The 18797-nt window shown below is 50.4% G+C and carries 28 protein-coding genes and 1 pseudogene; 17 read left to right on the top strand and 12 right to left on the bottom strand.

Annotation, left to right across the window (positions count from 1 at the left end; genetic code table 11):
* Positions 1–384 precede the first annotated feature (384 nt).
* The 11 genes from AC6IB1_RS07905 to AC6IB1_RS07855 form a co-directional block, all read right to left on the bottom strand.
* Complete coding sequence (locus AC6IB1_RS07905; RefSeq protein ID WP_497568540.1) at positions 385–1176, bottom strand: TIGR02642 family protein; 792 nt, start codon at positions 1174–1176, stop codon at positions 385–387.
* Entirely contained in the window at positions 1173–1655 is a 483-nt protein-coding gene (locus AC6IB1_RS07900; protein ID WP_497568539.1) for a PDDEXK family nuclease, read from the bottom strand. The genes AC6IB1_RS07905 and AC6IB1_RS07900 overlap by 4 nt, the downstream gene beginning before the upstream one ends.
* Positions 1648–2004: a nuclease domain-containing protein gene (locus tag AC6IB1_RS07895; protein ID WP_497568538.1), complete on the bottom strand. Its 357-nt coding sequence runs from the start codon at positions 2002–2004 to the stop codon at positions 1648–1650. The genes AC6IB1_RS07900 and AC6IB1_RS07895 overlap by 8 nt, the downstream gene beginning before the upstream one ends.
* Positions 2004–2588: a DUF1367 family protein gene (locus tag AC6IB1_RS07890; protein WP_497568537.1), complete on the bottom strand. Its 585-nt coding sequence runs from the start codon at positions 2586–2588 to the stop codon at positions 2004–2006. Before AC6IB1_RS07890 ends, AC6IB1_RS07895 begins: the two co-directional genes overlap by 1 nt.
* Before the next feature lie 115 nt (positions 2589–2703).
* Entirely contained in the window at positions 2704–3087 is a 384-nt protein-coding gene (locus AC6IB1_RS07885) for a hypothetical protein (RefSeq protein WP_497568536.1), read from the bottom strand.
* A 53-nt stretch (positions 3088–3140) separates the two neighbouring features.
* The gene (locus AC6IB1_RS07880) at positions 3141–3341 is read right to left on the bottom strand and encodes a hypothetical protein (RefSeq protein WP_497568535.1); all 201 of its coding nucleotides are present in this window, start codon (positions 3339–3341) and stop codon (positions 3141–3143) included.
* Positions 3331–3669 (bottom strand): hypothetical protein, encoded by a 339-nt coding sequence (locus tag AC6IB1_RS07875; RefSeq protein WP_497568534.1) that lies wholly within the window; start codon positions 3667–3669, stop codon positions 3331–3333. The genes AC6IB1_RS07880 and AC6IB1_RS07875 overlap by 11 nt, the downstream gene beginning before the upstream one ends.
* A gap of 11 nt (positions 3670–3680) precedes the next feature.
* Positions 3681–4322, bottom strand: coding sequence for a DUF6475 domain-containing protein (locus tag AC6IB1_RS07870; protein ID WP_497568533.1), 642 nt, complete (start codon positions 4320–4322; stop codon positions 3681–3683).
* A gap of 12 nt (positions 4323–4334) precedes the next feature.
* The gene (locus AC6IB1_RS07865) at positions 4335–5177 is read right to left on the bottom strand and encodes a hypothetical protein (protein WP_497568532.1); all 843 of its coding nucleotides are present in this window, start codon (positions 5175–5177) and stop codon (positions 4335–4337) included.
* Complete coding sequence (locus AC6IB1_RS07860) at positions 5177–5407, bottom strand: hypothetical protein (protein WP_497568531.1); 231 nt, start codon at positions 5405–5407, stop codon at positions 5177–5179. Before AC6IB1_RS07860 ends, AC6IB1_RS07865 begins: the two co-directional genes overlap by 1 nt.
* Before the next feature lie 2 nt (positions 5408–5409).
* Positions 5410–5814 (bottom strand): hypothetical protein, encoded by a 405-nt coding sequence (locus tag AC6IB1_RS07855; protein ID WP_497568530.1) that lies wholly within the window; start codon positions 5812–5814, stop codon positions 5410–5412.
* Between the two features lie 383 nt (positions 5815–6197).
* On the opposite strand from AC6IB1_RS07855, the gene AC6IB1_RS07850 reads away from it, so the two are divergent.
* The 5 genes from AC6IB1_RS07850 (at position 6198) to AC6IB1_RS07830 (ending at position 10301) form a co-directional block, all read left to right on the top strand.
* Positions 6198–6854 (top strand): LexA family protein, encoded by a 657-nt coding sequence (locus AC6IB1_RS07850; RefSeq protein WP_497568529.1) that lies wholly within the window; start codon positions 6198–6200, stop codon positions 6852–6854.
* Between the two features lie 169 nt (positions 6855–7023).
* Positions 7024–7242, top strand: coding sequence for a hypothetical protein (locus AC6IB1_RS07845; RefSeq protein WP_497568528.1), 219 nt, complete (start codon positions 7024–7026; stop codon positions 7240–7242).
* A 254-nt stretch (positions 7243–7496) separates the two neighbouring features.
* Positions 7497–7877, top strand: coding sequence for a hypothetical protein (locus AC6IB1_RS07840; protein WP_497568527.1), 381 nt, complete (start codon positions 7497–7499; stop codon positions 7875–7877).
* 16 nt (positions 7878–7893) lie between these two features.
* Positions 7894–8664: a hypothetical protein gene (locus tag AC6IB1_RS07835; RefSeq protein WP_497568526.1), complete on the top strand. Its 771-nt coding sequence runs from the start codon at positions 7894–7896 to the stop codon at positions 8662–8664.
* Positions 8661–10301 (top strand): YqaJ viral recombinase family protein, encoded by a 1641-nt coding sequence (locus AC6IB1_RS07830; protein ID WP_497568525.1) that lies wholly within the window; start codon positions 8661–8663, stop codon positions 10299–10301. Before AC6IB1_RS07835 ends, AC6IB1_RS07830 begins: the two co-directional genes overlap by 4 nt.
* 78 nt (positions 10302–10379) lie before the next feature.
* On the opposite strand, the gene AC6IB1_RS07825 is transcribed toward AC6IB1_RS07830, so the two are convergent.
* A complete protein-coding gene (locus tag AC6IB1_RS07825; RefSeq protein ID WP_497568524.1) occupies positions 10380–10520 on the bottom strand; it encodes a hypothetical protein in 141 nt (46 codons plus the stop codon).
* A gap of 70 nt (positions 10521–10590) precedes the next feature.
* Between AC6IB1_RS07825 and rdgC the strand changes: the two are divergent.
* The 12 genes and pseudogenes from rdgC to AC6IB1_RS07765 all read left to right on the top strand — a co-directional run.
* Positions 10591–11487 (top strand): annotated as a pseudogene (gene rdgC / locus AC6IB1_RS07820) (recombination-associated protein RdgC); the annotation flags it as partial.
* The gene (locus AC6IB1_RS07815; RefSeq protein WP_497569112.1) at positions 11485–11718 is read left to right on the top strand and encodes a DNA translocase FtsK; all 234 of its coding nucleotides are present in this window, start codon (positions 11485–11487) and stop codon (positions 11716–11718) included. The pseudogene rdgC and the gene AC6IB1_RS07815, both read left to right, overlap by 3 nt.
* A 118-nt stretch (positions 11719–11836) precedes the next feature.
* Positions 11837–13258: an IS1182 family transposase gene (locus AC6IB1_RS07810; protein WP_497566492.1), complete on the top strand. Its 1422-nt coding sequence runs from the start codon at positions 11837–11839 to the stop codon at positions 13256–13258.
* Positions 13259–13392: 134 nt separating this feature from the next.
* On the top strand, positions 13393–14487 hold the full coding sequence (locus tag AC6IB1_RS07805; RefSeq protein WP_497568523.1) for a helix-hairpin-helix domain-containing protein: 1095 nt from the start codon (positions 13393–13395) through the stop codon (positions 14485–14487).
* A complete protein-coding gene (locus tag AC6IB1_RS07800) occupies positions 14484–15059 on the top strand; it encodes an HU family DNA-binding protein (protein WP_497568522.1) in 576 nt (191 codons plus the stop codon). The genes AC6IB1_RS07805 and AC6IB1_RS07800 overlap by 4 nt, the downstream gene beginning before the upstream one ends.
* On the top strand, positions 15059–15595 hold the full coding sequence (locus AC6IB1_RS07795) for a phage N-6-adenine-methyltransferase (protein ID WP_497568521.1): 537 nt from the start codon (positions 15059–15061) through the stop codon (positions 15593–15595). Before AC6IB1_RS07800 ends, AC6IB1_RS07795 begins: the two co-directional genes overlap by 1 nt.
* A gap of 26 nt (positions 15596–15621) precedes the next feature.
* On the top strand, positions 15622–15807 hold the full coding sequence (locus AC6IB1_RS07790) for a hypothetical protein (RefSeq protein ID WP_497568520.1): 186 nt from the start codon (positions 15622–15624) through the stop codon (positions 15805–15807).
* Complete coding sequence (locus tag AC6IB1_RS07785) at positions 15807–16019, top strand: hypothetical protein (RefSeq protein ID WP_497568519.1); 213 nt, start codon at positions 15807–15809, stop codon at positions 16017–16019. Before AC6IB1_RS07790 ends, AC6IB1_RS07785 begins: the two co-directional genes overlap by 1 nt.
* A gap of 56 nt (positions 16020–16075) precedes the next feature.
* Complete coding sequence (locus AC6IB1_RS07780) at positions 16076–16543, top strand: hypothetical protein (protein WP_497568518.1); 468 nt, start codon at positions 16076–16078, stop codon at positions 16541–16543.
* Between the two features lie 229 nt (positions 16544–16772).
* A complete protein-coding gene (locus AC6IB1_RS07775; protein WP_497568517.1) occupies positions 16773–17162 on the top strand; it encodes a hypothetical protein in 390 nt (129 codons plus the stop codon).
* Positions 17159–17389: an excisionase family protein gene (xisR, locus tag AC6IB1_RS07770; RefSeq protein WP_497568516.1), complete on the top strand. Its 231-nt coding sequence runs from the start codon at positions 17159–17161 to the stop codon at positions 17387–17389. The genes AC6IB1_RS07775 and xisR overlap by 4 nt, the downstream gene beginning before the upstream one ends.
* A gap of 2 nt (positions 17390–17391) precedes the next feature.
* Positions 17392–18681, top strand: a complete 1290-nt coding sequence (locus tag AC6IB1_RS07765; protein WP_497568515.1) for a site-specific integrase — start codon at positions 17392–17394, stop codon at positions 18679–18681.
* Positions 18682–18797: the final 116 nt, after the last annotated feature.

Here is an 18797-nt window from a genome sequence, read left to right as displayed (position 1 = left end):
TATAACAATTTATTAGATCCCCAAGCGGGGTAATTAAACACCCCCACTTTGGGACTTTTCACACATCTGCCGGACACTAGGTTTCAGCATAAGAGTCTGTTTTAAAAAGAATATCATCATACACCAAAGAATCAAGAACGAGAAAATACGACAAAATGGGGTATTTCTACACACCTCACGTTTGGCATTAGGAAATCTATCGAAAACTACTTAGGCAAGACTTATGTGGTTTGCTATCGCCAAAAAGGAATGGGCAAAAACATACCAGAACAAATCACCCCGACACGAGTGTGGGACAAATCCAAGTTGAATGCAGGGATAACTCAGTTATTCGGCTATTCCGAACAACTGAGTTTGGGGCCCAATGATGGGTACCATCAAGAACTAGGCTGCGCGTTCCAATTCAAGCTGACGGCTTAAAGCACTGGCCGCTGCATTGTGTTGACAGTGCAGCTCATTCATCGCTCTCTCAAACAGCGGTTTGAGCTCACTGGTCCAAAGCTTATCACTCACCCTTGCAATACCGGTTTGGCGAAGGTGTTGGCGCACATTGTCCGGCGTCACGGCAATCACTCCGGTACCACCACAAGGCGGACATTTATCTATGATTTTTGCCACACCGGTACCATGACAACGTGGACACTGACAACTTTTTGCTGCCTGCGCTTGGGCATATTGCTCAAGGCGTTTTCTCTCGTTGGTGATAAGGGCATTTTTCTTCTCAATGTCTTCGGCCAATTGGTCAGCACGGTACGCTGTCACACCGCACATCTGACGCTCAAGGGTTCTGATATGGGTTTGCCAGGTACGAATTAGGCGTTCACTTCGCTTCGCCTGCTCGCTGTGTTTCTTCCACAAGCTGGTAAGCTGGCGAGACTGGGTAGCCACAGGCTTGTCCGCAAACACATTGATTGCAAGCTCAAGGATATGCCGGCACAAGTCAGGACGCTTCGCGTTGCCAGGAATAATGCTCTCCATGCGACCAAGTAAACGCTGACAGGCAGGGCCATCCTCCAACCACTTCCACATGATGGTATCACTCCCAAAGGGGAGGTCATGCTGAAGCTTACCAAGCACAGCGACAATCACATCACCCGTCAGGGTCTGGCGGCCACGTTGCTGGCTCGGGGTTTTCTCCAAATGCATACGGATAAACAACTCTACTCCACGACTCATGCGGCACTCCCTGGCGATGTCGGCCCCTCAATACGGCCGAGTAAATAATCGGTGATCAGCGCCTTCATTTCGTCAGCGCTGTAGCAATAAGCAAACAAATAGCCTTGGTCGGTCAGGCGCAACTCCCATTTATGCTGATCGTCACTGATGTTGCTGCGGTAGCCTTCCGGCGCTTTTGCCTCAATACGCAGGCCGTGATAGCCACAGCGAGCAACATCCAACAGATAATCCGGATACCCCGGCTGTCCGCCGAGGCGGTAAAAGTCAGATTTCGCTTTACGTCCTCGCTTTCCCTCATTAGGGATATGGGTCAGGAAGTCCCCAACCCGAATACCCGCGATAGTAGTTTTTCGGGCCCATCGAACTGCGTCGGCGCATTCTTCTGTTTCCGCTTCACGGCGCACTTTCTTGATACTGCCGTTGCTGCCCTGCTTGACGCGACCGAGTTTTTTTTCAAAGTCGTACACATTGTCAAACATACTTCCCCCCTTTCACGTCTATCAGTTCTGCGCGAATGCGACGGCTCAGCGTGCGGTGCAACCCGTTCAGCATGTATTCCTCTTTCTCGCCCGGCTCGAAGTCATACCGCGCCCGGCCATCAATCACATCGTGGCAATGGTGGCAGGCATCCGCGCCCCGGTGGCAGGCATCCGCGCCCCAGAAGTCATCACTCTTGTAGGCCATGCCGTGTGTCTCACTCGGGAAATGCGCGAACACCACGGTTTCAGGGTTCATGTTGCACACGCCCACGATCTGTAGTGCGCAGGTTTGCCCTTTGGCCGCATCGGTCAGTTTTTTACTGCGCAAGGCAGGTGTCTTAATCGTCATCACGCAAACCCCAACAGTTGATTGACCGCCTGCTCGGCATCCGCTTCACAGACAAAGTGGTCGCGCAGCGTGTGGTTCCACACCACGTTAAACACGGCGCGGTACAGTTCAGAGAACTCGGTGTTGTCCATCTTGGCGAAGGAGATGGATTTCGCCTCCTTGCGCACCGTCCCGTTCGGATAATGGACCACGGCATAAAACCCCGCTTCCATCACCGCCCACTTGCGATAAGCTTCAAAACTCTTTTCCACTTCCAAGTTGGCGCGTTTATTTGCCATCGCATCCAGAAACCCACTGGCAAGATCTTGCAAGGTCTGATGTTCCCCGCCCCACTTCGAAAGCTCCGCAGCGAAACGCGATACCAGGTTGCGTTCATGCGGTGATACCGTGCCACCCACTGGCGTCCAGTAATCAAAACCGAGTTTCAGCATCACAAAGAACTTACGATGAAACTTAGGGTTGCGGGTTTCGCGGAAATCGGCCGTGAGCACAGTACCGAGACGCTTTTTATCAATCAGCGCTTTATCTTCATCCGTGTGCGGGATCAACATCCCGCCATCGACTTTTACGAGGCTCAACTGCATTATTCGTCATCCCAATGGTCGCGCTCGTCACTTTTGCTCATGTCCGAGCAAAGCCAAAGCACATAAATCAGCGCACAAAGTAACGCCCACACGCCATAGCCCATTTCTTGTGGTGTCATGCTGCGTCCTCCATCTTTTCAAGCTGCTTCAATGCCAGGTATGCAGCAGGCACCAGACGATAAACGTACACAATTTTTCCGCTTGCCGCGGTGTAGTGGCGACGTCGCTTCACCAGGCCACACTTGGCAGGTGTCACTTCACGAAGGCGGGCGGAAATGGCCGCTTGCGTGTCCGGATCACTCGGAAACAGAAAGCCGATCAGCGTTTCAATCTGACGCAGAGTTTTCCAGGCAGGGCTTGCCGTTGCTTTTACCACCCGCCCAAACTGGGTTTGGGTATTAATCGTGTAGTCGTGCTCTTTGTGCCATTTCGCCAGTGCACGCTTGATTGCCGCATGCTCCTTGATAGGCGTTTTGATTGGGTGTGGTTTATCCATCATGGTCGTTACCTCAGCCCCTGCCATGCAGGGAGTTTTTGCGGATAATGGCTGTATCACTTATTCGTTATCTCAAGTGGTACAACACGTTTGGATTTCGTGGGTTTATTCCCCACATAAGCCTTACCGTTCGGGGTGATCACGGCGATACTGGACAATTTGCCGTGGTCCCCAAATCGCCTGGCCACTTCTTTCACTACCGGCATCATTCCGGCACCTTCAAGCAACCTGACCGTCTTCTCTCTATCAAGCTGCATATTTATCAACCAACACACGGCTATCACGCTCAATCCACGCCACACACACCGCATTCGTTGGGCGCAGCATGTGAAGGCCAAAATAAAACCCGTGATTTTTAGCCACCTCACACAGCGCCTTCGCCGCTTGATGGTTGGTCACGCCCTTTTTCTTCCACTTGCGCACCGTCACTTCCACCGCGCCTGTTGCGCCAGCAATCATGCGAACGGCATTGGCGGTGCTCCCGTAATGCGCCTCCATGTGACGCAGAAAAGACGCAAAGCCATTGATGGCCAGTTGCTGGCGCATTGTTTCCACTTCAAACGTGGAGGGATGGAATCTAATCATTGGTCGTTACCTCAGTTACTGACAGCCAGACGCAGTGGTTCAAGGGATGTTTCAGGGGATTTCACCGACAGCACGCCGAGTTGCTGCGTATTGGAGCCGCCGCGATACACCTGACGACACTGAACCACATTGCCAATGGTGAGTGGTGCATCTACAGGCTGACCACTGGTCGCGTTTTGGGTTTCTGCCAGGCCAACGAGTTTCTTCGGGTAGCCTTCCGGGTGAAACAAAAACGTGCGGTAACGGTTCTCAAACTCTTTTGCACGAAAAGGCATCTCATCTTCGGTGGTATGACACAGCGAGGACCAGCCGCCCATTTGGTCGATTGCCGCATGAATGCCAGCGTCATCAAAAACAACGCTGTTCCAAGCACCCACACTGGCAATGGCCTTTTTCACTTTCGCCCAAGCGATCAGCGCACGGTCATTCGAGGTGCCCCCCATCAAACGGATCACATCCGCCGGCTTTGGCGGGTACATACCGGCATCTGGGTTTTGTGTGTGACGTTTCAGTGCTTCACTGACAACAGGGAAGTCCAGGTGCAACAATGCTTCCCACCACACTTCCAGCACGGCTGGCGTCATCGTGCGGCCATACAGTGCCATCACTGCCTCAAGCTGGCTGGCAAAGTGTTTCTGGTCGTTCTGGTTCATTGGTCGTTATCCTTACTGGTCGTTAAGTTCTTGGTCGTTAGGTTCGTGGTCGTAAGTGTTGCCCTGCTTACCGGCAAGCCACTCTGAAACCGCAGATTTGTTTTGCGCTTCAATGCGCTCTTGTGCTGACAGGCTGCCTGCAGCTCTGGCTTGCGGCTTGCTGGCTCGGGACAGCCACGTGTTGATAAACCGCTTGATGCCGATTTTGGTTTTACGCTTGGCGGGATTGGCATCAATCCATGCCACCATACGCAGCAGCTCTTGGTTAACATCCACGTTTGGGTAAGTGTTTTGATAACCATCGCGCTCAATCGTGGTCACGATGTGGTGAGTTTTATCTTTGAGCTCTAGCGAAGCGGCTACCTCCTCGGCAGGCAAACTGGGTTTGTTCTGCACAAGTTTGTTAGATCTCAGTTCTTGTTTAAGATCAGTATTTATTAGTGTCGGCTCAGCCTGATTAGGCTTAGCCTGATTAGGCTTAGCCTGATTTGGGTTATCCGGTTTAGGCTCGCCCTGTTCCGGTTTAGCCTGATTAGGCTTATCCGCATCAGGCGTTGCAAAAACGGGGGAATCGAACACCGTGTAGGTGGTTTTTCCGGTGGCATGCTTTTGGGTCTGAATAAATCCCGCAGACTTCAATTCTTTCAGGATGTTATACACGCCTTCTTTGCCCGTTTTCTTTGCTGTGCCAACGGTGACTTTCACCAGTTGCTCAACGCTCACCGTCCAGTTATCAGGCTTCGACAGCAAATACGACAACAGCCCCATCGCCTGAAAAGACAACAGCCCATCGGCGTAAACGTGGTTACCGATCACGGTGAAATTATGGGCTCGTTTTGCGCGAACGATACTCATCAGTGCAGCCCCTGACATTCCTTGGTTAATTGCGTTTCAGCCCCTGAGATCGCAGGGTCTGAGATAGATTGCATCATTAGCGAGCAACGCACTTGGTCAGGACGAAGGCCACGGCGTTCAGCCGTTTTCTCAACCGCCAAATCAACAAAGTCACTATGGTTTTTCATTTCTTTCGCCAGATCATCTGCGGAGCATTCGCCCCGCAGATATGCAATAAGTTTTGTTCTCACGGCTATTCCTCCCGCTGAGCCAACTGAAGGACGTTTCCGGTTTGCGTTTCAACACGACAAAAATCGCCGTCAATGAAATCGCGAGTTTCGTTACTGCGGGCATTGATTTCAGAGAAAAACTCAAGCGTGGGTTTTTTGTCATCGTTCCATGCTTTCATCACTTCTTCACAGAGCTGGTCGTCACTGGAAAGAAGCTCAATGATGGCGTCGATCATTAACACGTTCGAGAGGACAGCTTTAGGCTGTCCGAGTTTTTGGCTGACAAGAGAGAGCAAATCGCTCTCGTTCTCCGTGAAGCGCACTTTCACTTGCGAATCGCGGATTTCATTCATGGAAAGCCCAGGCTTGCCGATCAGTCGGTTTTGCTCCAGGCGTTCAAGCCGCTGCTTGATGAAGGTTTTGGTCATTGGTCGTTACCTCAGAGTTGGTCGTTAGGTTAACGGGTGTAATATTCAGCTTTAGGGACTTCCTATCCCTTCCAAAAAGGCTAGGGTCATAGGTGTAGTCAAAAAGGCCAGATAGGTGGCAAACAAGGTGGATGTTTTCAGGCACCCCTCTCTTTCGCCATTTGTAAAGCGCTGTTCTGCTGACGCCAAGTTGGTCTGCGGCTTCTTGCACGCCACCAAATGTGTCAACTATCAAATCAACAGTTAGCATGGCTGTGATACCTCCTTTAACAATGATTACATTAGTCACATTGTTAATCAAGTTTCAAATGTTCAGATTGTTTCGGTCATGTAGTTATCATGAACTGAATCAAACAAATTAATCCACATGAACGAGTAACGTGATGAGCGGAGATCTAGGAGATCGTGTTCTAAAGAGGCGCACTCAATTAGGGCTGACGCAAGAACAGCTTGCTGGGCAAGCGGGCATTAGCAGAATGGGCGTTGCAAAGATAGAGCTTGCTGTTACACAAAGTGCAAGGGCGGATACCCTATTTGCACTGGCTAAGGCCTTGAAATGTGACCCGAGATGGTTGTTGTTTGGTGAAGGAACACCAGAACTCAATGAAAGTCAGACAAATATCGAGCCAGGGCCGCCCGTCGAGCAATATGTACCCGAGTTAAGCTGGGTGCAGGCGGGAAACTGGAATTCGGCCGGAGATTCGGTGCATCCTCACGAGGCCACCATGCACCCGTCACCCGTAAAATGCTCGCCTGGCACTTTTGCCCTGCGCATCAAGGGCACATCTATGAAGCCGAGATTTGAAGAAGGCGATCTGATATTTGTTGACCCCACGCTGCTTGATGCTATCGACGGTAAATTTGTCGTCGCGATGATGGAAGGCAGTGATGAGGCCACCTTCAAGCAGATGCAAATCATAGAAGGCCAGAAGATGCTGAAAGCGCTTAACCCTGACTATCCGCCCGATATGCGTTACGTGAAGATCAACGGCAACTGTCGATTGGTCGGCACCGTCGTAAGTCACGTTAAGCCCGTTTAGTTAAACTAATTCAACACACTAGAACCCGCGAAAGCGGGTTTTTTTGCGTCCAAATTGTGACAAGAATCATCACGAGTGAAAAAAGTAATCAAATCATGTTGACGAAAGTTTGTGACGATAGTTATCATTCACTCACCCGGTCAAGACAGGAAACTGACAAGGAGCACAAATGAAGCGATGGCAGGAAATAGCGACATGGATAGTGGCACTGGTGCCCATGTTTGTGGCGTACGACGAGCAACGAACCTACGCGCCGCTATCCGCCTGGCTCTGGGAGTTTGTGTTACTCGGCATCTGCTCGCTGATTATGCTGTTTGTCGCGCTGTCGCTTGCGCTTGAATTCTACCAAGAACGCAAAAGATGCAGCACAAACCGCAAGGACAACTAAGCCCCACTGCTTCGCCCTGTTACTCCATTCAGGGCGCTTTTTAAAGCCACAAGGCTTTACAAAGCGAAAACGAAAACGCCCCGGCAAATGCCAGGGCGCTTAAGGGAAGCGGTCAACGACCAAGAATCTCGCTTCCAAGAGGAACGCCAATCGACTAGAAAAGCATTCCGAGGTAACGACCAATTACCCATGAGGTAACTGGCAATCGCAGGTGTAACGACCAGGAAACACCAACGAACAGAAGGAATCATACCATGAAAATAGGATTTGATAACTACCTTGAAGGCCAGCTCGCCGCCAACATGCAGCAGCTTGATGAACGCGACCACCGTCAAGCGGCGTTGGATCACTTTATTATGCTTGGCAAAGAGCGCGTTCTCAGTAATCGTGAATTTGCAGGCTTGTCTTTCAAAGACTTCGCACAATTTGTTATTGAGTTCGAAGTTCACGGCCAATACCCGCTCGATGGCCTGATAAAGTTCGCCATTTGCCATGAGCCTGACGCCACCGGCAATAACGTACAAATGCTGATGGCACATCAAGCATTTCTGAAATCAGCATTTGATGACTTCATTGAAAGCAAAATGCCACAAATCACCGCTGCGTTTGAAGCGCAGTACATCAAAGCAGCTTAACCGAGGTAACGACCAAATGACTCAACTGACCACTGGCGGCTTTTCTCTTACGCCGCAATCCCTGCAAGAAGCCATGCAAATGGCTGAAATCATGGCAGGCTCTGAAATGGTGCCAAAGGACTACCAAGGCAAGCCGGGTAATGTACTCGTCGCTGTCCAAATGGGCGCAGAGCTTGGCCTGAAACCTGTTCAGGCGCTGCAAAACATTGCCGTGGTAAACGGACGACCTTCTATCTGGGGTGACGGCCTCCGCGCTCTGATAATGTCAGCCCCTGATCTGGTAGACATCAAAGACGAGTTTTGCGCCAACACCATGACGGCCCGTTGCACCATTGTTCGTCAGATTAACGGCAACCATGTTTCGTTTACCGGCGAGTTCTCGCAAGTGGACGCTGAGAACGCCGGCCTTTGGGGGCGCAACACTTGGAAAGCTTACCCCAAGAAAATGCTGGAATGGCGCGCGTTTGGTTTCGCGGCACGTAAGGCGTATGCGGATCGCCTTCGCGGCATCAGCCTAGCGGAAGAATCACAGGATATTCCCGTCAACCGCGCGGAGCGCGATGTAACACCCATGCAGCCAAAAACCGAAGCGCAGCTGATTGAAGGCAAGCCCGACTATCCGGCTGACAAGTTCAAAGCCAACTTCACCAAGTGGGCGGAAGCCATTCAAGCAGGCAAGAGAACCGCAGAAGAAGTGATCACCACCGTTGAAAGTGTTGGCGCATTGAGTGAAGCACAGAAAGTCGCCATCCGTAACGTTGAACTGTCCAAAGGAGACGCAGCATGAACATCATTCAGGTAACCCAAGGCTCTCAAGAGTGGCACAAGTTGCGTGCCTCCCACTTCACCGCCTCTGAAGCGCCAGCCATGATGGGCGACAGCAAGTATCAAACGCGTGGCGATCTGCTGCGCCAGAAAGCAACGGGCGAAACGAAAGATGTCAGCCCCGCACAACAACGTATTTTCGACAAAGGTCATGCGGCAGAAGAAGCAGCACGACCACTGGCTGAAGACTTGATCGGCGAAGAACTCTACCCCATCACCGCCACGGCTGAAATCGAAGGCTTGCCATTGCTGGCCTCTTTCGATGGCCTGACACTGATGCACGACATTGCCTTTGAACATAAGCTGTTTAACCAGTCATTGGTGGCGCGAGTACAAGCAGGTGATCTTGAACCTCACTACTACTGGCAGTTAGAGCAACAACTGTTGGTAGCTGATGCAGAACGTGCAGTGTTTGTGTGTAGCGACGGCACCGCCGATAACTTCTACCACTGCGAATACACCTCAGTACCTGATCGCCGTGAAGCCCTGATCAACGGGTGGAAACAGTTTGCCAAAGACTTGTCCACCTACCAGGTAAGCGACGAGCCAGAAAAGGTGGAAGCTGAACCCGTACGGGATTTGCCAGCCGTCACCTACAAAATGGATGGCCTGACCCTGCACTCAAACATTGATGCATTCAAAGAAGCGGCACTGGCGTTGGTGGAGAAATCTAAGCTACCGATTGAAACGGATCAGGATTTCGCTAACGCCGAAGCTCAGGTGAAGATCTTCAAGAAGACCGAAGACAAAATTAAAACCCTGTCTGAGCAAGTGCTGGGTGAAGTGCAAGACATTGACGCTTTCGTGAAAGATTTGTCTTTCATCGGTGAGCAGATCCGCCAGGCACGGCTGGCAACCGACAAACAGGTGAAAGCTCGTAAAGAAGAAATTCGAAAGCAAATCCTGACAGAAGCAGACCGTCAAATTGGAACTTATGAGAAGGAAATTGAAGCGCAGATTAATGCGCCAGTATCGGCAAAGGTCTCAGTGGCTGATGCCATGAAAGGCAAGAAAACCGTTACCAGCCTGAAAGAAGCGGCAGACACCGCCGTTGCACAAGCGAAGATTGAAATCGACGGCCTTGCCAACATTGCCAATACCAACAAGGCGTATCTGGAAGGCGTTGCACCTTCATATGGCTTCCTATTCAACGACTGGTCTCACATTGCCTTCTTAGAAGGCTTGGCATTCCAGGGCATCGTGGACAAGCGCATTACTAACCACAAAGCCGCAGAAGAAGCGCGTCTTGAAGCTGAACGTGCCCGCATTCGCGCCGAAGAAGAAGCCAAAGCAAAGGCAAAAGCCGACGCGGAAGCAAAAGCAAAAATGGAAGCAGAAGGCAAAGCTGCGCCCCCAGTAGCGGAAGCGAAACCAGTCATGGAAGTGCCAGAAGATTTATTTGAAGGCGCAAAACCCGCAAGCCAACTGCAACCAAGCACCAAGCAACAGCTCGATGCGGGGATGGTTTCAATCGCAATGCGTGAATACCGCCACCTGCAAGCACGTGATGCGATGCTTTCTGCGCTTGAAGCTGCTGGCGTAGATAACTGGCAAGGCTATGACGAAGCCATGGCAACCCTGACCGACAACGCCGCGTAACAGCAACAAGGTTAGCCCCTGACCTACGGGGGCATTTCAAAGCCCATTCACCGCGAGTGAGTTTTGAAATCCCGCTCTTTAACAATCAGGAAAAACGTGGAATACCAAACGCAGACCGTAACGAAAAACCAAGCGGCTGAACTGGTGGCGATGTACCGCAGACGCGGGATTGAGATTGACGTTCACTACACCGGAGACTCGGCGTTGATCGTCATCCATCAGACCAGAATCCCGAAGCGATACACACGCCATGTACGCAGCCATTTAATTAGATAATGAGGTAACGACCATGTGGTTTAAAAACATCACCCCGTATCGCTTAACGCGAGACATTGACCTAAACCCGGAAACACTTGAAAAACTGCTCTCAGAGTTCGCATTTACACCATGCGCCTCTCAGGATTTCCAAAAGTTCGGCTGGAGCACTGCGCTAGGCAAGCATGGAAACATGTTCACGCATGTTGTCGATGGAAACATCTTCATGGCCGCCTGCAAAGAAGAAAAGATCATCCCCTCGCAAGTCATTGCAGAGGAAATGGCAAAGCGCGTTGAGGCACTTGAAAGCTCAGAAGGCAGACCGCTCAAGAAAAAAGAGAAAGACGCAATCAAGGACGATTTGATAATCGACCTCCTCCCCCGCGCTTTTTCGCGCAAGACGTTTACTCGCCTTGTCATTCTGCCAAAGCTGAAAATGATTTTGGTGGACGCATCAGCAAGCAAAAAAGCAGAAGATGCACTGGCGCTCCTGCGAAAATCACTCGGAAGCCTGCCAGTGGTGCCGCTATGTGTTAAATCACCGTTGGAGCTCGCCATGACCGAGTGGGTGAAATCAGGACACGCACCAAAAGGTTTCTCCATTGGCGGCAATGCTGAACTGCGCTCTTTGTTAGAGCAAGGCGGAAAGGTTCGCTGTAACAACCTGGACCTATCTAGTGATGAAGTCATGTCACACATCAACGCAGAGAAATTGGTCACTAAACTCTCCCTTGATTGGCAAGAGCGAATGACATTTATTCTCCATGAAGATCTGACCTTCAAGCAGGTTAAGTTCGATGACGAGTTGCGCGACCAGAACGCAGACATTGACCGTGAAGATGTGGCGCAGCGCCTGGACGCAGACCTTGCATTAATGGCGGGAGAGTTGTCAGCATTGTTTACGGACATCATCGAGTCGCTAGGTGGATTGGAAACAGGCGACGGCACCGCGCCCTCACGCACCAATGAAGGTAAAGACGAATATTACGACCAAGCCGTAGCATGGGTGAAAGAAGAACGCCGAGCCTCAGTATCAGGCATCCAGCGCAAGTTTAAACTGGGCTACAACCGAGCAGCGCGGATCATCGACATGATGGAAGCGGAAAACATCGTCTCCCCACTTACTCACAATGGCTTACGCGAAGTGCTAATCGCAGCCTAAGCGACACCCGACCACGGACCGCCAATGCGGTCCGTTCAGACTGCTGACAAAGCCCTGGCCATTTGGCTGGGGCTTTGATCTAATAAGGGATAAGCAAATCAATCATGGATGTGGTGACATGCTTAAAGACCCTGGCCCTCAGCAATATGAATTCGAGATGGTGACACTCGAACAGTTGGTTCCCAAAAACCATCTTGTTCGCAAAATCGATGCTGCCGTCGACTTTGAGTTTATCCGCGACGAAGTCGCCCATCTCTACTGCCACAACAATGGCCGTCCTGCGATAGACCCCGTTCGCCTGTTCAAAATCCTGCTCCTAGGCTTCCTCTTCGGTGTTAAAAGTGAACGCCAGCTCGTCAAAGATATCGAGGTCAACGTCGCTTACCGCTGGTTCCTTCGCATGTCGCTAACCGAAAAGGTGATTGATGCGTCCACCTTGAGCCAGAACCGCCGCCGTCGCTTCAACGATACCGACGTGTTCGAGCGCATCTTCATCCGCATCGTCGAGCAGGCGATGAACAAAGGCATGGTCGAGGGACGCGTCTTATTTACCGACAGCACTCACCTGAAAGCCAATGCCAACAAGCGTAAATACCGTAACGAACTGGTGAAACAAAACGTCAGTGCTTATGCCGAGCTGTTAGATGAAGCGGTTGACGCTGACCGTGCAGCAGAAGGAAAACGCCCACTCAAACCGAAAGATGGTCACATTGAGAAAAACACCAAAGTCAGCACCACCGACCCAGACAGCGGGTTCATGACACGGGACCAAAAACCACAGGGCTTCTTCTACCTTGACCATCGCACCGTCGACGGCAAACACGGCATCATCCTCGACACCCATGTCACGCCAGGCAATGTGAATGACGCCCAACCGTATATCGCCCGTCTGGATACCACGTTAGCGCGCTTTACGCTCTCGCCTGTTGCCGCCGGGCTTGATGCCGGTTACTTCACCGCGACTATCTGCCATGAACTGGAGCAGCGCCAAATGCTGCCGGTGATGGGATACCGCCGGCCGCACCGTACGAAGAATCCTATCAAGAAAAAGCACTTTCATTACGACAAAGAGACGGACCGCTATCTCTGTCCTCAGGGACAGGAGCTGGTTTACAAGACCACCAACCGTCAGGCATACCGCGAGTATCACTCTGACCCACAGATATGCAAAACCTGTCCGCTGCGCGATGATTGCACCAAGAGCAAGAATCACAAACGGGTGATAACCCGGCACCTGTTCGAGAAATCGGTAGAGAATGCCAATGCCTTGAGGCTGACAGCCTGGGGAAAGAAAGTGTACCGACGACGGGCAGAGACGGTGGAGCGAAGCTTCGCAGATGCCAAACAACATCATGGCCATCGCTATGCGAGGTTCCGTGGTCTGTTGAAAGTACAAATCCAATGCTGGTTGGCGGCAGCAGCGCAAAACATCAAGAAGATAGCCTTACTGGAGGCTTATCTTCGCAAAATCGGGCTCAATACACGGCAAATAGTCCAGATAGTGACGCAATTTAGCGTCTATGGGCTAAAAGCAGCCTGAACATAACAATATGGAAAAATAGCGCGATCGCGGCCTTCGGCCACTAACAAAAGAAAACCCCGCTTGAAAAAGCGGGGTTAGTCAGCAATCTGCACGGACCGCCAATGCGGTCCGTTTCTTTTGAGGTAACGACCATGCAACAACACCAAAACGTAGCAAGCGCAATCAGCGCCTTAGTCAACTCCGTTAACTCCCAGCTCAGCAACATTCAGGGCCTAGTAGAGCGCCAAGTGCCAGGCATTAATGCATTGCTGGAAAAAGAAGCTGACGAGCATGACAGCCTTTGTGACCACCTTGAACTACTGGACGAGAAAAACGCCTCGCTTCTGCTGCAAGTTGAATCGCTGAAATCGCAACTGGCCGACGCAGACATCCAGCGAAAAAATGAAGTGTCCGCAATCCACATTAAACTGACCCGAGCAGAGGCTGAACTCAGCGAACTGAAACAGGTCCGCGCTGAACTGAAACGCCTGAAAGAGTTGGATCCCGAAGCGCTCAAAAAGAAAAACATTGAGCTGAAAAAGCAGGTGCAGGAAAAGACCAGGCTGATTTCCAGCAAAAGCGCTGAAGTAAAAGTGCTGACCACAGGTGCGACCAACCTGAAATACAAAATTACCGAGCTTTCCAATCTCATCAAAGACATGAATATGGAACTGGAAGCACTGCGCGAAATGCGCCAGCACAATGATGGCACAGTGCAGCAAAAAGCCTACATAGGCACCGAAGGCGTAGAGTTCTACATCTACCAATACGAATGGGGATTATCAACCAAGCTACACGGCCAGCCCATTACCCTGCTAAGCGACCTCAACTGGCACATTGAAGTGCGCAGTAACATCGGCGTTAACGTGCTGGTGATGGTTACAGACTGGCTGCACCCCTTCTATCCGAAATGCGATGAAGTGGCGCAGCACTGGCCGGAAGATCTGAACGACGCGCTGGCAGAGTTGATCCGCGCACGTTGCGAGAAATCTCACCCAGCACTTGTTGAGAAAGTGGAATGGTCTATGTCGGTCCCGCTTTGCGATATCCCGGGCATAAAAGAAAAGGATCTGGCAAAACTGAGCGGCGCTGGAATCCATACGCTGTATGAACTTTGTCGCATGGTCCCAGAAGCCACCGTGAAGCATGTTAAAGGCATGGGAATCAAAACCGCAGAAGCCGTTCTCAGCGTTTGCAACAGCTTTATCGACCAATGGCAAGCCGAACAAATGAAGGAGGCAGCATGAAAACCACCACTAAAAAAGACTTGGCCGAGTTCATTGCCGAGCAAGCAGACGTAAAGATTAGCGTCGCGTTGCCCTTCGTTGACGCAGCATTCGACATTATTCACTACCAACTCACTGAAGGCATGCCCGTTCACCTTCGTGGCATTGGAAAGCTAGTGCCAAAAATCAAACCGGGTGGACGGATGGTTCGTAATCCTAAAACGGGCGAAACCATGCCAATGCGCGACACCGTAAGCGTGACGTTCGCAAGGTCAGGCGGGAAAAAATTCAACACCTCAGAGCTGGCAGATTGGATAGGTGAATGTCCCGATTTCAGCCATGCGTTAGCGGAGCGTATGACAAGAGCATTTATCAACGCCATGAAAAACGCACTGCAAAACGCAGGGGATCGCATCGAGGCTCGTGGTTTTGGCGTGTTCGCGGTGAAAGCCACACCAGAAAGAAAGGTGCGCAATCCTAAAACGGGCGAAACCGTCACCAAGGAAGCTGGCTCCAAGTTGACGTTCAAAATGTCAAAGCTAATGCGCCAAGGATTGGAGCAAACCTTACTCAAACGAGAGGAGGCGGCGTAATGGCAGACTATACCGGCTCAAATACACCTGTCGAAATCCGCGATAAATGGCGCACACCCAGCACCATTTTTCATGCGCTCGACAAAGAGTTCCACTTCGCCATTGACGTAGCAGCCAGTGACGATAACTACCTCTGCGAAAAGTACCACACCGAAGACAACTGCGGGCTCAGCAAAGCATGGGATGTGCCAGTGCTCAGTTACGCTTGGTGCAACCCGCCCTACTCCAACATAACGCCGTGGGTAGAGCAGGCAAACCGCCAGGCGAAACGCGGCATTGGCTGCGTCATGCTGATACCGCAAGACCAAAGCGTAGGATGGTTTAAAGAAGCCATTCGCAGTTGCGCAGAGGTCCGCATTATTATCGGTGGCCGCATCGCCTTTATCAGTGCTGCAACCGGCTTGCCCGTAAAAGGCAATAACAAAGGCAGCCAGTTTTTGATCTGGCGCCCATTCAATGACTACCCGGTGATCACCCGCTACGTTGACCGCGACAAGCTGATCGCCATGGGAACGCAACTGTCACAGGCCGCCTAAAGGCCTTTCTTTTGAGGTAACGACCAGTGAAACAAAGACTCATTGCAATATGTAAGGCAGTTCAGCCAATCCTGATATTTGCTGCCGTCGCCTATGTTATCGGCGCTGGGTTCAGCATCGGCTTTATTGACTGGGCTGACCTGACAGCATCAATGAAAGACAAAGCGATAGTCATTCGAGTTATCGACCTGAGTGAGGATGGTGACAAGTAATGTTTAATTTCAATAACGACAACGACCAAAAAGGAAACCACACCATGGAAAGAGGTAACGACCAAACCACTCCGTTTAATGCACATTCGCGCCAGTCAAAGCGGGACTATAAGAAAAAGCCGAGCGCAAAAGAACGCGCCCATTGCGTACGTCGCCGCGATGCAGAATGGCTAAAGATGATTAGCGACATCAACAAAGCGCATGTGCTGTAGGACTCAAATTGGCATCGACATCAGCGTCGGAACCATCAGTGAAAGGAATGATTTTCATGGCGTTAGATCGTGATTTAACCATCGAATTTATGGATAAAACTGACTATGTGAACACCCTAATAAACATCGCTGGGGAAAGAGAACACTCGTTAGCCGCCATGATGGCAGAGAGACACAAAATGCTGAACGAACTGCTCGCTTCGCTATGCAGTGAGGACGCAAGAGAAAGAGTTAAAGAGATTGGGTTCAAAGCTGCAACGAGGGAGTCGATAGAGGTCATTGCTGCTCTCAAGCGTGATGCCGAAGTATGCGGGCCCAAGTGGATTCCGGTCAGTGAATCGGAGCCTGAAAATTCGGATGCGTTCTATTGGGTGGCCTTGAGTCATGGTGAGATTGTTATGTGTTATTACAATAACTACAAGGCCTTCTCTAAAACTGCCGAAAATTGTTGGCAAGATTTGGAAGGGAACGATTTCAGCGTGAATGGCACCAGCTACATAGAAATCAAGGAGCCGAAACGATGAGCAACCGAACATCAAACAAGAAGATCAAAGCGATAATTGTAGATGTGTACGAAAATGCATTCGACCAGGCAGTAAAGTTTGTCAATAAGGAACTTTGCGCCGAATACCCATCCGTGCGAGGGGGAAGTTCTTTCTGTTCATTTGAATTGCCTGAAAAAAGGCTTCATTAACCACAGCCCCTTCCTACCCAAACCCAACAAAGCTACTTTCGAATATGGAGGTAGCCGCCATGACAACTTGCACCCGGTGCCAAAAAGCCAAAGCCGTTTCACACACCACCTTTGAAAGCTATTGCGAGCCATGCAGCTTAGACGTTGCGCTCGCCCTGCTTTCAGTTTGCCGCCTGTCTGAAAAAGCCATTACCGCCCTAGTGACCGCAGGGTGGGACATGCCAGTGAAAACAGAGCGGCATTACACCGCAACAGATATCGCCCAAGAGCTCGGCGTATCAGCGCAAAAGGTAGGCAAGACGGCCAACGCCCACGGCATCAAGTGCGAACAATACGGCGAATGGCGGCTAGACCAAGCTGCCAATTCCAAGAAGCAAATTCAAACCTTTCACTACAACGACCAGGGCAAGCATAAGCTTGCTGAATTGATCACAGGTAACGACCAATGAGCGAAAAAACTATTGTCCAAGTAACTGCCAGCAAGTGGATAAAAGAATCCCTACTTGTTGTCATGACAGGCATGACCAAACGTGAAGTCGAAAATTATCGCACCCATGTATGGATCGAGGGGATTCACTACAAACGAGTGTCTTCAAAAGGTAGTGAGCGTGCTCGTAGCTATATTTATAACCATGTCGAGATCGATCGTTTCTTTGACAACACTAAGGCAGCATAAACATGGCAGTTATCCCAGAAGGCATAGAAGTACGTGGCACGTCTATACGTGTTTGGTTTATGTATCGAGGCCAACGCTGCAAAGAAACCTTGAAAGGCTGGGCAGCAACACCAAGTAACATCAGAAAAGCTGGCCGCCTACGCGCGGTCATTGTGTCTGAAATTGCTAATGGAGAGTTCGATTATCTTGAACGTTTCCCTAACTCGAAAAAAGCTCAACTACTTTGTGGTCACGACTCAGGAAAGAAGATTACAACGATAACCGATCTGGTAGAACGTTGGCTGGAAATCAAAAAAGCAGAGCTAAGCGTTGATACTCACAAATCAACTGCCTCTCAATGTAAAACCTGTGTGGAAATTTTAGGTGGTACTCGCCTGGCACGCTCCATTACATTTGAAGATGCCCTCTTACTCCGTAATAAATTGCTTGAAGGTTCGACCAATTACTCACATCGCGGGAATAAAAAAGGCCGCGCTGCTTCAACAGTTAACAAATACCTTTCTGTCTTTTCGGAAATCTGGAAGTTCGCAATCAATTCCCGCTACGTCGCCGAGAACCCGTTTGCTACAGTCACGCATGTAAAGAAGGAAGACAAAGAACCTGATCCATTAGAAATGGATGAATTTAAACGCCTTGTCAGCCACCCTTCAATGAGTGAGCAGGAACACAACATTTGGACAGTTGCCTGTTACACCGGTTTGCGACATGGCGAACTCTGTGCGCTGGCTTGGGAAGATATTGACTTATCCCGCGGAGAGCTGCGTGTTACACGTAACTTGGCGAAAGAGGGGTTCCGAGTGCCAAAAACAAAATCAGGCGAACGCATCATCACTTTGCTTCAACCCGCTATTGACGCACTAAAAAGGCAGAGAGAAGTATCTTACCTAAGAGCACCTGACACAGTGACGGTCCAAACCCGAGAAAAGAACAAAAAACGTATTGATAGTTGTCGCTGGGTGTTTTTATCGGGCCTAAATAGAAAAAGTAAAAATGGAACAAATCACTATACTCCCAATGGCATTTCCCATTTATGGGATCGTTGCGTAAAACGCTCGGGTATCCGTCGTCGCAGACCGTATCAAACCCGTCATACGTTTGCCTGCTGGATGCTAACCGAAGATGCTAACCCAAGTTGGATAGCCACCCAAATGGGCCACAAGAACGCAAAGATGGTGCTGGAAGTCTACGGTAAATTTATGCCCTACGCTTCACGTAACCAAGTGGATAAGCTGAACAAAAAATTCAGCTCGTGTCCCAACAGTGCCCCATTTAGTGAAATTTCAAAGAAATAATTCTTTAATTTCATTGAGTTAAAGGTATAGAGTGATTTCGTGTAACAAAATTACAATTTATGCAATGCGAGTAGTTACATTAAAGAACTTCATTTTCCCCTCAAAATCACATTCAA

Source organism: Grimontia sp. THUN1695, assembly GCF_059704325.2.
The sequence above is the reverse complement of the archived record's forward strand: the minus strand, read 5'-3'. Positions and strand labels throughout refer to the sequence as shown.

Excerpts from the sequence above, each read along its gene's own strand:
- AC6IB1_RS07905 (WP_497568540.1), bottom strand. The coding sequence starts at position 1,176 with ATGAGTCGTGGAGTAGAGTTGTTTATCCGTATGCATTTGGAGAAAACC.
- AC6IB1_RS07900 (WP_497568539.1), bottom strand. The coding sequence starts at position 1,655 with ATGTTTGACAATGTGTACGACTTTGAAAAAAAACTCGGTCGCGTCAAG.
- AC6IB1_RS07895 (WP_497568538.1), bottom strand. The coding sequence starts at position 2,004 with ATGACGATTAAGACACCTGCCTTGCGCAGTAAAAAACTGACCGATGCG.
- AC6IB1_RS07890 (WP_497568537.1), bottom strand. The coding sequence starts at position 2,588 with ATGCAGTTGAGCCTCGTAAAAGTCGATGGCGGGATGTTGATCCCGCAC.
- AC6IB1_RS07885 (WP_497568536.1), bottom strand. The coding sequence starts at position 3,087 with ATGATGGATAAACCACACCCAATCAAAACGCCTATCAAGGAGCATGCG.
- AC6IB1_RS07880 (WP_497568535.1), bottom strand. The coding sequence starts at position 3,341 with ATGCAGCTTGATAGAGAGAAGACGGTCAGGTTGCTTGAAGGTGCCGGA.
- AC6IB1_RS07875 (WP_497568534.1), bottom strand. The coding sequence starts at position 3,669 with ATGATTAGATTCCATCCCTCCACGTTTGAAGTGGAAACAATGCGCCAG.
- AC6IB1_RS07870 (WP_497568533.1), bottom strand. The coding sequence starts at position 4,322 with ATGAACCAGAACGACCAGAAACACTTTGCCAGCCAGCTTGAGGCAGTG.
- AC6IB1_RS07865 (WP_497568532.1), bottom strand. The coding sequence starts at position 5,177 with ATGAGTATCGTTCGCGCAAAACGAGCCCATAATTTCACCGTGATCGGT.
- AC6IB1_RS07855 (WP_497568530.1), bottom strand. The coding sequence starts at position 5,814 with ATGACCAAAACCTTCATCAAGCAGCGGCTTGAACGCCTGGAGCAAAAC.
- AC6IB1_RS07850 (WP_497568529.1), top strand. The coding sequence starts at position 6,198 with ATGAGCGGAGATCTAGGAGATCGTGTTCTAAAGAGGCGCACTCAATTA.
- AC6IB1_RS07845 (WP_497568528.1), top strand. The coding sequence starts at position 7,024 with ATGAAGCGATGGCAGGAAATAGCGACATGGATAGTGGCACTGGTGCCC.
- AC6IB1_RS07840 (WP_497568527.1), top strand. The coding sequence starts at position 7,497 with ATGAAAATAGGATTTGATAACTACCTTGAAGGCCAGCTCGCCGCCAAC.
- AC6IB1_RS07835 (WP_497568526.1), top strand. The coding sequence starts at position 7,894 with ATGACTCAACTGACCACTGGCGGCTTTTCTCTTACGCCGCAATCCCTG.
- AC6IB1_RS07830 (WP_497568525.1), top strand. The coding sequence starts at position 8,661 with ATGAACATCATTCAGGTAACCCAAGGCTCTCAAGAGTGGCACAAGTTG.
- AC6IB1_RS07825 (WP_497568524.1), bottom strand. The coding sequence starts at position 10,520 with ATGGATGACGATCAACGCCGAGTCTCCGGTGTAGTGAACGTCAATCTC.
- AC6IB1_RS07810 (WP_497566492.1), top strand. The coding sequence starts at position 11,837 with ATGCTTAAAGACCCTGGCCCTCAGCAATATGAATTCGAGATGGTGACA.
- AC6IB1_RS07805 (WP_497568523.1), top strand. The coding sequence starts at position 13,393 with ATGCAACAACACCAAAACGTAGCAAGCGCAATCAGCGCCTTAGTCAAC.
- AC6IB1_RS07800 (WP_497568522.1), top strand. The coding sequence starts at position 14,484 with ATGAAAACCACCACTAAAAAAGACTTGGCCGAGTTCATTGCCGAGCAA.
- AC6IB1_RS07795 (WP_497568521.1), top strand. The coding sequence starts at position 15,059 with ATGGCAGACTATACCGGCTCAAATACACCTGTCGAAATCCGCGATAAA.
- AC6IB1_RS07785 (WP_497568519.1), top strand. The coding sequence starts at position 15,807 with ATGTTTAATTTCAATAACGACAACGACCAAAAAGGAAACCACACCATG.
- AC6IB1_RS07780 (WP_497568518.1), top strand. The coding sequence starts at position 16,076 with ATGGCGTTAGATCGTGATTTAACCATCGAATTTATGGATAAAACTGAC.
- AC6IB1_RS07775 (WP_497568517.1), top strand. The coding sequence starts at position 16,773 with ATGACAACTTGCACCCGGTGCCAAAAAGCCAAAGCCGTTTCACACACC.
- xisR (WP_497568516.1), top strand. The coding sequence starts at position 17,159 with ATGAGCGAAAAAACTATTGTCCAAGTAACTGCCAGCAAGTGGATAAAA.
- AC6IB1_RS07765 (WP_497568515.1), top strand. The coding sequence starts at position 17,392 with ATGGCAGTTATCCCAGAAGGCATAGAAGTACGTGGCACGTCTATACGT.